This is a genomic window from Sellimonas intestinalis (assembly GCF_001280875.1).
GTDB classification, from domain to species: domain Bacteria; phylum Bacillota; class Clostridia; order Lachnospirales; family Lachnospiraceae; genus Sellimonas; species Sellimonas intestinalis.
Genome location: NZ_LGAJ01000003.1, coordinates 493,056 through 505,695, shown reverse-complemented (window position 1 = coordinate 505,695; position 12,640 = coordinate 493,056). Strand labels below are relative to the sequence as shown.

Sequence of the window (12,640 nt, the reverse complement as noted above, 5' to 3'; positions counted from 1 at the left end):
TATCGCTCACTGCTTTTTAGCAAGTCTTGGCGTACCGCTGCACACGCTTATGCTCATCACAATCACAAAGAGAAAATATTTGGCGAATGATTATTCGGTTGTCAAGGAGCCATCCCGTTTTCGCCACACAAAGGAAAACAGGTGAAGGGGGAGTGATGCCCCTTCACCTGTTTGCTCACTAAAAAAGAATTCGTGTAGTGTAAAATTTAAAAAGTCCCAAAATCTTTTTTCAACTTCTCAATAGCAATATCAACACTAAATTTGACTGCTCTTTTCGTACAGCCCTCTATGGCTGCAATTTGCTCATAGGTCATTTCACCGAAAAAGTACAGTAACAATCTACGCCGTTGTACTTCGGGCAGTTTTTCGATTACTCTATGTAACAACTCGTATTCCATATTTCTTGATACTTCTTCCTCAATACTTTCCGGCTTGCAGAACGCACGTTCATTCAATGACGCTTCTGTCAGCTCCGAATGTTCAATATGCCTACTTAGCTTGTTGAAATATGATATATCCTCAAGCTCAAAGCGATTAAACAACTCATACAGTACTTCATCAATCTCAATGCTCTGCAATGCACCTCGACTGTCCTTAAACGAGAGGTAATAACGCCCGTCTAAAATAATCAATGTATATGGATTGTACTTGTCCTTTTTACGATTTTGATGCTTTTCATCCATTGTCTGTTCCTCCTATCAATCTGAAATTTGAAAAATCCAGATTGATAGGGCGGCGAACGGCAACCAACGCCAGAAGCTGACTTATTCTGCGTTCCAGTAAAAAAGGCACAAAAAAATCCGCAAAGATTTTGTAATCTAAGCGGATATAAGAATATTCAATTCTATAATATAGAAATATAACCTCTATTTTTCGGCTATACGAGTACCGTAAGCACGCAAGGATTTTTTTAACGAGATGTCCTTGCAGATTGCTGAAGTATTATATGTAATTGCCGCTTCTGATAAGCAGCAGTGCCGTCATTTCAGACCAACACATAAAAACCCTCCAAACCTTAAACGGGTTTAGAGGGTCAAATTTTCATCTGAGCGTAACAAAACAGCCCACCCAAAACACCGTTTTTTTATTAGGTGGGCTATCTTACCTACAGATTCTCTTTCAAAATACGAGTTTTAATCTATATTTTCTTTTCTACATTTATAACCTTTTGAACCCAATCACGATAAAACGCTTCTTCATGTGATACTAATATTACTGTACCTTCAAATTCTAAAAGTGCAGTTCTTAACGCCTCCTTCGCCAGTGTATCAAGATGATTTGTCGGCTCATCCATAATTAGGAAGTTACATGGTTTCATCATAAGCAAACATATTTTAACTTTTGCCTGTTCACCACCACTTAAAGTACTAATTTCCTGCATAGCATGTTTGCTTGAAATACCACAACCTGCAAGGCGCTTTCTTACATCTTTTATAACAAGTGATGGATAAGCATCAGAAACAATTTGTATCGGTGTTTTCGTAGTATCTGACCATGTTAAATCTTGTTCAAAATACCCTATCTTTACTTGCTCCGAAAAATGAAAATTACCTCCTAACGATGGAATTTGATTTACAAGAGTTTTAAACATTGTAGACTTCCCTATACCATTAAATCCCGTAATAACAACTTTTTCTCCACCTTTTACGGAAAAATTGATATCAGACAAGACAGGATAATGATAACCAACATCCAGATGTTTCACCCTTAAATGCTCCGTTGTAGTTAGGGGAGCGGCAGGAAATTTGAAATGTGGCTTGATTTCTTTTTGTTCCATCGCTTCCATCTTGTCCATTCGGTCAAGTTGCTTCTGTCTGCCACGAGCCATTTTTGATTTTCTCCCTGCAATATTTTTGCGAATAAACTCCTCTGTCTTTTTTATTGTTTTCTGTTGTGCCACATACTGTCTAATGTAATCTTCTCGAAGTAACGCTTTTTTTCTTCTAAACTCATAATATGTTCCAAAATATTTTGTAATTTTCTGATTATCAATGTCACAAATCCTTGTGGATATTTTTTCTAAAAACTCATAATCATGTGAAACTACCATAAAGGCATTTTGCAAACTTGAGAGATACTCTGCAAGCCATACAACATGTTCCTTATCTAAGAAGTTTGTTGGTTCATCCAGAAGCAAAATGTCTGGTTTTTCTAATAATAATTTTGCTAATATGACCTTTGCTCTCTGCCCGCCACTCATCTGCTCTATAGGTCTATCCAGTCCAATAGCCATTAAGCCCAATCCTGTCGTCACTTGTTCTATCTTTGTATCAATCAAATAAAATTCATTACGTTCTAACTCCTCCTGATACCTTGCAGCCATATCTAATTTTGACATATTCCCATCTACAGACTGACAATACAACTGATTCATCCTATTTTCCATCTCATATAATTCAGAAAATGCTGATTGCAGAAATACCCTCATAATTGTACTTTTTTCAATTTGAGCATATTGGTCGAGATATCCTATTTTTGTGTTTGGTTGCCATACTATCCTGCCAGAATCAGGGATAAGTTGCTCTGTACAAAATTTTATAAATGTACTTTTTCCTGCTCCATTTTGACCGACAATCCCTATATGTTCCCCTTTATTTAATGAAAAATCTGCATTTTTAAACAGATAATTATCACCAAAAGAATGTGTTAATCCTGTAACTTCTAACTAAACTCATAAATAAAACCTCTCTTTTTTACATCTAATTTTCTAAAATAGGCAAAAAAATAGCAGAAGTTAGATACTCATAGTATCAGTCCTTCTGCTATATACATTTCATTATAAACTTCTTAAATGAAATAACCCATATACAACAAAAGGCTACAGACAAAACATTGCCCATAGCCTGCTGCACAAAAATTTGTACGAGAAAAGAAACAATATATGAAAGAAAAAACTCTCATGTATTGCTACGTTTCCCGATGAAATCTTTACGTGTTATATTATGCTATACTCTGCACAATGTTTCATCGGATTTGATTGTACAGAGCTGATTTTCTTTTTAGGTGGTAGTTCATTCGTTATATAAAAACTCATAAAACCATTCTCCTTCAAGTTATGATTTTTTAGAGTACCACAAAATCAGCCCTTTGTCAAATCAGCTTTTTATTAAGTTTTTAGTCTTTTGCTTAAAAAATTTGTTATTGCAAAAAGAGAGGTTTTATATGCAATAAAATCCAACATATAAAAAAGTAAGCCGACAAACTGTGATTGCTCACAAGTTCATCGGCTCTGCGTCTAAAGCGTCTGGCTCTTTGATAACGACTATATGTAAATTTTTTGCATTGATTAAAGTTTCCTGTTTGCATTTGGAGCAGTAAAGAGGATAGTTCTTCAAAATTGTATCCTCTCTCAGTCTGTCACGGGTTTTGCTCCCGCAGATAGGACATCGTATCCAATCAACGCTCATTACTCTCACTTCGCTGCTTTGTACAGTAAGCCTCGATTGCCTTACTAAAAAACATTGCTAAATTTTCACCGCCAAAACGATTGATAAACTCTGAAAATCTTTCGTCAGTAATATATAAATTTCCTAAATAGGAGAGCATCTGACTATCGCATTGATAAAAATGCTCGGATATATATTCTTGCCATTTCTGCACAATCTGTTGAACCTCTAAACAGCTTGGAGTCTTTCCTTCATACGTTGCTAATTTTTCAAAGAGTTCCTGTGCCGTACAATAGAATGAGCTTATCTGCTCATTTTGTATTTTGCGACTTTGTGATGAGAAGATTTCCTCAAATTGTCTAAAGCTTTCCGTATTGCCCCAACGCTCGATGATTTCATCTCGAAATTGTGTTTGCAGTTCAATCACTTTAGATTGCGAAAAAGCAGTAAAAGCAAGATTTTTTCCTCCATTAATTTCATTTTTTATAAGAGCAATAATTGCGTCAATACGCTCTTTCTGTGCCTCTAAAATGGAAAGATGTCTTTCTAAGGCTTCGCTGCGATTATAATGTGGGGCATCTAACAGTTTTTTTATTTCTTTTAACGCAAACCCAACTTCCCGAAAAAACAATATTTCTTGTAGTCTAATTAAATCTTCCTCGGTATATAATCTATATCTTGCTTCTGTAACAATCGAAGGTTTTAAAAGCCCTATCTCATCATAGTAATGAAGTGTTCTTGCAGTAATTCCTGTCAAATTTACGACTTCGTGTACTGTCATAGGTTTTTTATTCATTCCAAAAATCCTCCGTGGCTTTCAAAATCTCATTTGCAGGCAATAATGTTGCTTCTACAATACTTTTCCCTGTTTTTTTCAAATAGTGTTTTACTAAGTGATACCCACAAGCGTATCCGGCACAATAGGGCAGTCCAACAGCAGGATAATTTTGTAATGCTGCCATTTCATCACCATACAAATAAGCATTAAGCTTTTCAAGTCCTTGTACGCTCAAGCCATCAAAGATAATTGGTTTAATATATTCGTTTAAGGTTTGCATATCGGTTTTTGTAACCCACGGGCCTGCTTTATCCTCCCCATACAAATGCGTTGCAAAATTTTCGGCAAGTCCCTCGCTGACCATCATTTCACCAAGAGTAATATCGTTTTTCCACTTTATAAATTGGAAACGCACATTGTGATTGACTTCATGGGCAAGTGCAACATGTAAATGCGTTAATGTGTATTCATTAGGAATAAGCCAAGAAAAAATATATCCAGGTATTCCTCCATCACCACAATACCCCTCATTCATTTTGATATAAGGACTTTCAGAATTCGCTAATAAAATGGTGAATAGATAATCTTTGACAGGCAATTGTATTCCTTTATCAATAAAACAGTTTAAAGAGTTTTCTATTGATAGCTTACAATCACTCCAGAGCTCATTTGACGATAATGCCTCGATATTGGCTCGTTGACTCTCATCAACTTTTGTAGGAGCAATGTGACCAAGCATACAGCTTGCCATTATAACATCATATCCATTAGGAGTAGTAGCTTTCATCGGTACGCTGTAACATGCCCACTTTTTTTCAAAAGGCATCATCATTTCATAACGGTAAATATCATTTTTCTTTTCAGACGGTGCTTTCATTATTTTTTTGTAAATTCCGTCTGAGCGAATTGGAATTACTTTCATTTTCTCTCTTCCTTTCTCGTTTTTCTAAATCTTACACTATGACGCAACGTGAAAGTCAAGAGAACAAGTAAATATTTTTATGGCAGGTCAATTAAAAATCTTATTGATACTGTGCCTTTGCGTCTGGCTCTTTGATGACGGTTATCTGCAATTCTTTTGCGTTTATCAAAGTTTCCTGTTTACATTTCGGGCAGTAAAGAGGATAGTTTTTCAAAACTGTATCTTGTCTAAGTCTATCACGAGTTTTACTGCCACAAACAGGACATATAATCCATTGAGATTCATCCATTTTATTCACTCCAGCGATTTTCTTAAAGAAGCAATCCATTCTTCTATCGCCCCTGCCAGTATATATTGCTGTTGTAAAACTGCCATACCAGTAGTCGGAATGTCATCATCACTTTTTTTCAAAGCGATATTTTCTTCCAGATATGTTTTTAAAACTGCCATACTGCTTTCAATATTATCCAGACATTCTTGTTGTCTTTCTTTTGGCATACTGTCCAAATTTACGATAACAGCATTAAAGTCTAAAAAAATGTTGATAGGCTTACAAGATATTTCAATCATCAGTTTCTCAAACTGCTGTTTTCCTTTTTCCGTCAAAGTATAAACTGACTTTTCTGGCATTTTACCTTCTTTTTCAATATGACTTGAAATGTATCCTTTTTCCTCCAACTGAATAACCTTTTTATAAATAGAAGGGGTGCTGATTTTTACCCACTTTGAAATATTACGGTACTCTACCAACTTTTGAATGTCATATGCACTCAAGGGTTCTTTCTTTAATATTCCCAAAACAATCAGGTCAATGGTCGCCATATCATCTTCCTCCTTTACTCTCTTGACAACTACTATAAATTATAGTAGAATACCTCTTGCGTTTCAATTACTGTAATTTATAGTAGTATATTTTATTTCATTAGTCAAGTGAAAGGAGAAACAGTACAATGGACAAGCAAAACAAAAAACTGGAGTTACTGGGCAATGCTCCAATTCCAAAAGCCCTTTTAGCTATGGGTATTCCTACAATGATTGGTATGCTTATCAATGCTTTATACAATCTTGTTGATGCCTATTTTGTCGGTGGGTTGGGGGAAAGCCAAATGGCTGCTATCTCGGTAGTATACCCACTCGGTCAAGTAGTTGTCGGCTTAGGATTACTTTTCGGTAACGGAGCAGCATCTTATATTTCCCGATTATTAGGGCAAAGGAACAGAGAACAAGCAAACAGGGTTGCAAGCACTGCACTGTACAGCAGCCTTGTTGTAGGCACAATTATGATAGTTCTCTCAATCATCTTTTTGGAACCCATTTTAAAACTGTTGGGTGCAACAGAAAGTATTCTTCCTTATGCTGCCACCTATGCGGGTATTTATATCATTTCCTGTATTTTCAATGTTTTTAATGTAACAATGAATAATATCGTAACAAGTGAGGGGGCAGCGAAAACTACAATGTGCGCTTTGCTGTTAGGGGCTGTTCTCAATATAGGGTTAGACCCTTTATTTATATATACTTTTCATTTAGATGTTGCAGGAGCAGCTATTGCAACAGCAATCTCTCAGATAGTATCGACTATGGTGTATTTGCTTTATATCTTCAGAAGGAAAAGTGCTTTTCAATTCAAGATAAAAGACTGCACTTTTTCTAAGGAAGTTCTTTCTGAAATTTTTAAAATCGGCATTTCGACACTTGTATTTCAGCTATTGACAAGTATTTCTATTTCCTTGATAAATAACGCAGCAGGTAATTACAGCGATGCAGCCATAGCAGGAATGGGAGTTGTAACTCGTCTTATATCTATGGGCAGCTTAACAGTATTTGGTTTCATCAAAGGATTTCAGCCCATTGCAGGATATAGTTATGGTGCAAAGAAATTTGACCGTCTGCGTACCGCAATCAAAACCTCTGTTTTATGGTCAACCATTTTCTGTGTAATTGTAGGTTTATTGTTCAGCCTGTTTTCTGCAACTATTGTTTCACAGTTTACAACTGGAAATGTAGAGATGATTAAAATCGGAGCTTCCTCATTAAGAATAAATGGTATTACCTTTATGCTGTTTGGATTCTATACGGTATATTCCTCTTTATTCCTTGCTCTTGGAAAAGGAAAAGAGGGATTTATTCTTGGAGCTTGCCGACAAGGTATCTGCTTTATTCCTGTTATCTTAATCTTACCCTTTGTATGGGGATTAAATGGTATTTTGTACGCACAGCCGATTGCTGATGTCCTCTCCGCACTTATCACGGTATTTATGGCAATCCCTTTGCACAAAAGCCTGACTGTTGAAGAGCGAATAATGAAAGGAACATCTTCTATCTCCTGTGATGAACAATCGCACTAAACATACTATTACAAGCAGAGCCGATGAGCTGTGGGATAACCCACAAGTCCATCGGCTCTGCGTCTATGCGTCTGGCTCTTTAATGACAGCTATGTGCAATCTTTTGCGTTAATTAAAGTTTCCTGCTTACATTTCGGACAGTAAAGAGGATAGTTTATCAAAACTGTATCCTCTCTAAGTCTGTCACGAGTTTTACCTCCACAAACAGGGCATAAGACCCATTCGCTTTTTGCTATCATACACTTATTTCTTCTCCCATCTTTTCAATCTCCTTCTGCAAATTCTTCAGAAATTTGCCTGCGTGTGCACCATCCATCTGCGTATGATGGAATTGAAAAGAGATTGATAAAAGAGCCTTATCGCCATCAATGCGATACTTCCCCCATATCATAAAAGGATTGTTGAAAATTCCGCTATTCATACCCACAGCACCGTCCAGTTCTACATTTACAATAGCAGAAGTACCTATAACCATATATTTTTCCGATAGGTCGTGGTCAATACAAGTGTTGTGTACTGCTGTTGTATATTTCAGGTAATCTGCATTGAACTTTTCAAGACTGTCCGTATATGCAATATCACAGGAACTAACTTCACCATCTTTGTTCGCAACAATAGTGTTGACAGCAAGTTTATCATATTGCATTAGCTTATTTCCTACAGGCAATAAATAAAATTCTTTTACAGAAGCAGCAGCTTTTCCTATACAAAAGTCAAGAAGCATATTGAATTTCATACCACGATTTTTACTTACTTTAATCAATGGAATTACATCGTATGTCTTGAAAAAGGTGACCATAGGATTAGGAGCTTTCATCCAAAGCCCAAACGCCGATGCTCTTGCAGTTTCTTTAGGATTGATTTCTCTTACGCACATTGTTATTACCTCACACTATTTGCAAATCAGATTTCTGTTTTATTTGAACTCAGTCGTTTATCATTTGTTTCTGAACATTTTGCAGTAAGCACAAAGCGTTGTGTAGGATAACCAAATTCTATTAGAAGTTCTCGTTCTGCAAAACCAAGTTTTTGTAGTTCTTTACGGTATCCTGTATCGGCTCTATCACCCTTCCTATAAGTTGTTATACAAATATCTTGTTCTGGATAATAATCTTCTATTAACGCATCCAGAAAAAGTTTTTGAATGCCTCTTTTGCGATATTGAGGATGTATACCCAAAAACTCAATGCAGCATGGTGGAATGCTGAAAGCCAGAGCACCAATTAACAAATCCCCATCTTTCAAAACCAATGCCTGTTTATTTTGGATACATATTTTTAATTTATGTAAGTAGTCTGTTTCATCTAAAACAGGGTATCCATCAACCACTAATCGAAGTAGCTCCATCCAAGAAGGAATATCCTCTATCGTAGCAAACCGTATATCGTTCTTTGTCAATGTAGTATTTACCTTTTTATTATGTATAACAACCTGCAACAACAATGGATAAAACTCTTGTTTATCACGATACTGTGCAGGTGAGGTCTTATACATAGCTGTAAAAGCAGTAGTAAAAGATTGTTGACTTTCATATCCACAGATAAAAGCAATTTCAATGATTGGTTTATCTGAAAACACCAATAACTTTGCCGCTTCCGTGAGTTGCCTTCGTTGCACATAATCGTGAATTGTCAGCCCGACTGTTTCGGTGAACATTCGATGTAAATGATATTTTGAGTAGTTGACCGTCGTAGAAACTGTTTCAAGGTCAATCTTTTCGCTAAGATGATTTTCGATGTAATCAATAACCTGTTCAATACTAATAACTGCATTATTTTCCATACAAAACGCCTCCTTTCTACTACAATATAAATTGGTTAATATACTTAACAACCAGTTAGGTTGTTAGCCATCTTATTGCTTAAGCTGTATAATGATGGGGCAATCGGTATATCGGCTTCCTTTCTTGGACTTACACGTCCGTTTTTAAGACTGATAACCAGCTCCTCATTCGCAGCGTTCGTTTTATGCAGGTTGAACCACTTTCAGTGCGTTCGTGTCACACCACAGTAGCTTGAATAGGCAATGAGTAAAGTTGGTATTTATCTTTTGCACTATAAATCTTAAGGAGTGACAAATTTATGAACATGAACGCAGTTGGTATTGATGTTTCTAAAGGTAAAAGTATGGTTGCCATCCTTCGTCCTTTTGGTGAAATTGTTTCCACACCATTTGAAGTCAAGCATACAGTCAGCGGTATTCGCTCTCTTATCGGGCATATCAAAGCCATTGATGGTGAGTCACGCATTGTAATGGAACATACGGGGCGTTATTACGAACCCCTTGTCCGTGAACTCTCACAGGCTGACCTTTTTGTATCTGCCGTAAATCCCAAACTTATCAAAGACTTTGGAGATAATTCCCTCCGCAAAGTGAAGTCTGACAAAGCAGATGCTGTAAAAATTGCTCGCTATACTCTTGACAGTTGGACAGAACTCAGACAGTATAGTCTCATGGACGAAATTCGTAATCAGCTTAAAACCATGAACCGCCAGTTTGATTTTTACATGAAACACAAAACCGCCATGAAGAACAACCTTATCGGCGTTCTTGACCAGACTTATCCCGGTGCAAATACCTATTTTGACAGTCCCGCCCGTGAGGACGGAAGCCAGAAGTGGGTTGATTTTGCAACAACCTATTGGCATGTGGATTGTGTTCGCAAACTGTCTCTTAACGCATTTATCAACCACTATCAAAAGTGGTGCAAACGTAGAAAGTACAACTTCAGCCAGTCAAAAGCTGTTGAAATCTATGAGGCATCTAAGGAGATCGTTTCTGTACTTCCAAAAGACGATTTGACAAAACTAATTATCAAACAGGCTGTAGAGCAATTAAATATGGCTTCTCAGACCGTGGAACAGCTTCGTACCATGATGAATGACGCTGCTTCCAAACTGCCTGAATACCCTGTTGTAATGGCTATGAAAGGTGTCGGTAAATCACTTGGTCCCCAGCTTATGGCTGAGATTGGTGATGTTTCCCGCTTCACTCACAAAGGGGCTATCACCGCCTTCGCTGGTGTCGACCCCGGCGTAAATGAATCCGGTTCTTACGAACAGAAAAGTGTTCCTGCTTCCAAAAGAGGTTCTGGCACTCTTCGTAAAACCTTATTTCAGGTAATGGATGCTCTTATCAAAACCAAACCGCAGGATGACCCCGTATATCTGTTTATGGATAAGAAACGATCACAAGGCAAACCTTACTATGTCTACATGACTGCCGGTGCGAATAAGTTTCTTCGCATCTACTATGGACGGGTAAAAGAATATCTTTCATCGCTTCCGAAATAACCATCTCATACTTACCTTTATTTTAGACCAGCGAATATCGGTGGTCTTATTTCAATGTTCAAAATCCTACATAAACCTTTTTGCCTGAAATAATCAATTTACTATTGACTTTTTATTTGCAGGCTTACAATTATAGTAGCAAAAAAATTTGCCCGTGTTTTCACAATTCTTGCTATCTTTTAGAGATGTCCTTTTAGCCTTACCGTTCACTTCCATTTGCTTATTTTTCGCTGTTTATATACCGTAATGTCATTTTTGACATTAGCTTGCCCATCTTGATTGGAAAAAGATAGCAGGCAATCGTCTGGATTTTTTGCACGAAACCATGGCAAATAATAAATCTTTTAGATGTGATATGCTTTGCAAGTCCATATCCTACTTTTTGTGGGTCAGCCATAAATTCTTTTGGAACAGGTAACGGCTCTGCCGACTTTGTTCGAGTTAATGGCGGGTGAATAATATGGAAGGTAACACCGACAGAAGCATATTCTAAATTAAGGCACTTTGCCAATGCTTCCAATGCGCCTTTAGTCGAAGCATAGGGAGATATTCCTATAAAACCTGTTACTCCTACACCAGAGCTTGTAAAAATGACTTTTCCGTATTTTTGTGCCTGCATATACGGCAATACACTTTTTACTAAACGAAGTGCGCCATAATAATTCACATCAAAAGCCCGTTCATATATATTGAAATCAGTAGTCGTTTCTTTACCAAAGGTACAAAGGCAGGCATTATGAATAGCAATATCTATTCGTTGAAATTTTTTAATAATATCTGCAATGGCGATGCGTATCTGCATCTCATCACATACATCTGCCTTATAATAGAAAAGTTTATTCGGAAATAACTGTGCCAATCTTTCAAGGCTTTCTGTATCAACATCTAACACAGCTACTTTGTTTCCATCCTTTAGAGCCTGCTCAATAAAATAATATCCAATTCCTTGATTTGCACCAGTAATTACAATGTTAGACATTATTCCACCTCCATCTCTGCAAAAAATTTCTTGATATGTTGATAAGCAGCATTCCGAAAAGAATTTTTTTGTTCTTCCGATAATTCTCCGCTGAATAACCATCTTTGAGCAAAGAAATAAATGGGTGCATAGTATTTAACAGCTAGATATCCACTATCTGATTTTGGAATTATTCCTATTTCCATTAGCGTACCAAAAACCTTACTTTGAAATTCAAGTGGCTCTGCAAACATCCAACGGTCATATATCTTTTGGACTTCCGAATTACCAAATTGCTCAATCAGAAGAAGCCTCATTATTTTGTTGCAAAAATCGTCCATAAAATAGCTTTCAAAAAAGGTATCGCAAACAGTTTGGTAAAATGGCTTCTCCATTGAACAGGATTGGACTGACAAAGATTGTTCTAACCGTACCATCATATCGGTCGCCACTTGCTCAAAGTGATAAAGCAACTCATCAAAAATAGCTTGTTTATTTTTAAAATGATAATAGACAGAACTTTCTTTAATCATTACCTGAGCACAAATATCTCTAATAGAAACTGCTGAAAATCCCTTTCGAGAAAAGAGGTCTAAAGATACATCTAATATTTTCTGCTTTGTATTACTCATCATTTACGCCAACCTTTCTAACGACTGTTAGATAAATTATACCTAACAATCGTTAGAAAGTCAATGCTACTGAAATATGGATAGGTAATTTAATAGAAAACGCAGAATAAATGACTGTGATTGCTCACAAGTTCATCGGCTCTGCGTCTGTGCGTCTGGCTCTTTGATGACAGACATATTAAATTGTTTTATACTAATCAAAACTTCTTGTTTGCATTTCGGATAAAATAAAGGAAAATTTTTCAATTCTGTATCTTCACGAATTTTCAACCTTGTTTTATTTCCACATATTGGACATAGTAACCATTCTTCTTTTTGCACAA

The 12,640-nt window shown here is 36.6% G+C and carries 15 protein-coding genes; 2 read left to right on the top strand and 13 right to left on the bottom strand.

Annotated features, from left to right (window positions below; translation table 11 throughout):
• Positions 1 to 206: 206 nt before the first annotated feature.
• The 7 genes from AOA56_RS03345 to AOA56_RS03320 form a co-directional block, all read right to left on the bottom strand.
• Positions 207 to 683 (bottom strand): RNA polymerase sigma factor, encoded by a 477-nt coding sequence (locus tag AOA56_RS03345; protein WP_024732663.1) that lies wholly within the window; start codon positions 681 to 683, stop codon positions 207 to 209.
• A gap of 455 nt (positions 684 to 1,138) precedes the next feature.
• Entirely contained in the window at positions 1,139 to 2,623 is a 1,485-nt protein-coding gene (locus AOA56_RS03340; RefSeq protein WP_053768951.1) for an ABC-F family ATP-binding cassette domain-containing protein, read from the bottom strand.
• 589 nt (positions 2,624 to 3,212) lie between these two features.
• The gene (locus AOA56_RS15480) at positions 3,213 to 3,407 is read right to left on the bottom strand and encodes a cysteine-rich KTR domain-containing protein (protein WP_082349840.1); all 195 of its coding nucleotides are present in this window, start codon (positions 3,405 to 3,407) and stop codon (positions 3,213 to 3,215) included.
• Positions 3,397 to 4,182: a MerR family transcriptional regulator gene (locus AOA56_RS03335; protein WP_053768950.1), complete on the bottom strand. Its 786-nt coding sequence runs from the start codon at positions 4,180 to 4,182 to the stop codon at positions 3,397 to 3,399. The genes AOA56_RS15480 and AOA56_RS03335 overlap by 11 nt, the downstream gene beginning before the upstream one ends.
• On the bottom strand, positions 4,175 to 5,086 hold the full coding sequence (locus AOA56_RS03330; protein WP_048621868.1) for a DUF2268 domain-containing putative Zn-dependent protease: 912 nt from the start codon (positions 5,084 to 5,086) through the stop codon (positions 4,175 to 4,177). Before AOA56_RS03330 ends, AOA56_RS03335 begins: the two co-directional genes overlap by 8 nt.
• A 100-nt stretch (positions 5,087 to 5,186) precedes the next feature.
• The gene (locus tag AOA56_RS03325) at positions 5,187 to 5,375 is read right to left on the bottom strand and encodes a cysteine-rich KTR domain-containing protein (protein ID WP_053768949.1); all 189 of its coding nucleotides are present in this window, start codon (positions 5,373 to 5,375) and stop codon (positions 5,187 to 5,189) included.
• Positions 5,376 to 5,380: 5 nt separating this feature from the next.
• The gene (locus AOA56_RS03320; protein ID WP_048621870.1) at positions 5,381 to 5,908 is read right to left on the bottom strand and encodes a PadR family transcriptional regulator; all 528 of its coding nucleotides are present in this window, start codon (positions 5,906 to 5,908) and stop codon (positions 5,381 to 5,383) included.
• Positions 5,909 to 6,036: 128 nt separating this feature from the next.
• Here AOA56_RS03320 and AOA56_RS03315 point away from each other — a divergent pair, with 128 nt between their 5' ends.
• Positions 6,037 to 7,434, top strand: coding sequence for an MATE family efflux transporter (locus AOA56_RS03315; protein WP_024732666.1), 1,398 nt, complete (start codon positions 6,037 to 6,039; stop codon positions 7,432 to 7,434).
• Between the two features lie 89 nt (positions 7,435 to 7,523).
• Here the strand turns inward: AOA56_RS03315 and AOA56_RS15475 are convergent, their stop codons facing one another.
• The 3 genes from AOA56_RS15475 to AOA56_RS03305 are packed head-to-tail and all read right to left on the bottom strand — an operon-like array spanning position 7,524 to position 9,216.
• Positions 7,524 to 7,673 (bottom strand): cysteine-rich KTR domain-containing protein, encoded by a 150-nt coding sequence (locus AOA56_RS15475; protein ID WP_082349838.1) that lies wholly within the window; start codon positions 7,671 to 7,673, stop codon positions 7,524 to 7,526.
• A complete protein-coding gene (locus AOA56_RS03310; protein WP_053768948.1) occupies positions 7,670 to 8,311 on the bottom strand; it encodes a CatA-like O-acetyltransferase, family 2 in 642 nt (213 codons plus the stop codon). The genes AOA56_RS15475 and AOA56_RS03310 overlap by 4 nt, the downstream gene beginning before the upstream one ends.
• Before the next feature lie 26 nt (positions 8,312 to 8,337).
• Entirely contained in the window at positions 8,338 to 9,216 is an 879-nt protein-coding gene (locus AOA56_RS03305; RefSeq protein WP_053768947.1) for a helix-turn-helix domain-containing protein, read from the bottom strand.
• A 305-nt stretch (positions 9,217 to 9,521) separates the two neighbouring features.
• Between AOA56_RS03305 and AOA56_RS03300 the strand changes: the two genes are divergently transcribed.
• On the top strand, positions 9,522 to 10,727 hold the full coding sequence (locus tag AOA56_RS03300) for an IS110 family RNA-guided transposase (protein ID WP_205694927.1): 1,206 nt from the start codon (positions 9,522 to 9,524) through the stop codon (positions 10,725 to 10,727).
• 220 nt (positions 10,728 to 10,947) lie between these two features.
• On the opposite strand, the gene AOA56_RS03295 is transcribed toward AOA56_RS03300, so the two are convergent.
• The 3 genes from AOA56_RS03295 to AOA56_RS15470 form a co-directional block, all read right to left on the bottom strand.
• On the bottom strand, positions 10,948 to 11,706 hold the full coding sequence (locus AOA56_RS03295; RefSeq protein WP_048621873.1) for an SDR family NAD(P)-dependent oxidoreductase: 759 nt from the start codon (positions 11,704 to 11,706) through the stop codon (positions 10,948 to 10,950).
• Complete coding sequence (locus AOA56_RS03290; RefSeq protein ID WP_053768946.1) at positions 11,706 to 12,320, bottom strand: TetR/AcrR family transcriptional regulator; 615 nt, start codon at positions 12,318 to 12,320, stop codon at positions 11,706 to 11,708. Before AOA56_RS03290 ends, AOA56_RS03295 begins: the two co-directional genes overlap by 1 nt.
• A 129-nt stretch (positions 12,321 to 12,449) precedes the next feature.
• On the bottom strand, positions 12,450 to 12,638 hold the full coding sequence (locus tag AOA56_RS15470; protein ID WP_082349837.1) for a cysteine-rich KTR domain-containing protein: 189 nt from the start codon (positions 12,636 to 12,638) through the stop codon (positions 12,450 to 12,452).
• Positions 12,639 to 12,640 lie beyond the last annotated feature (2 nt).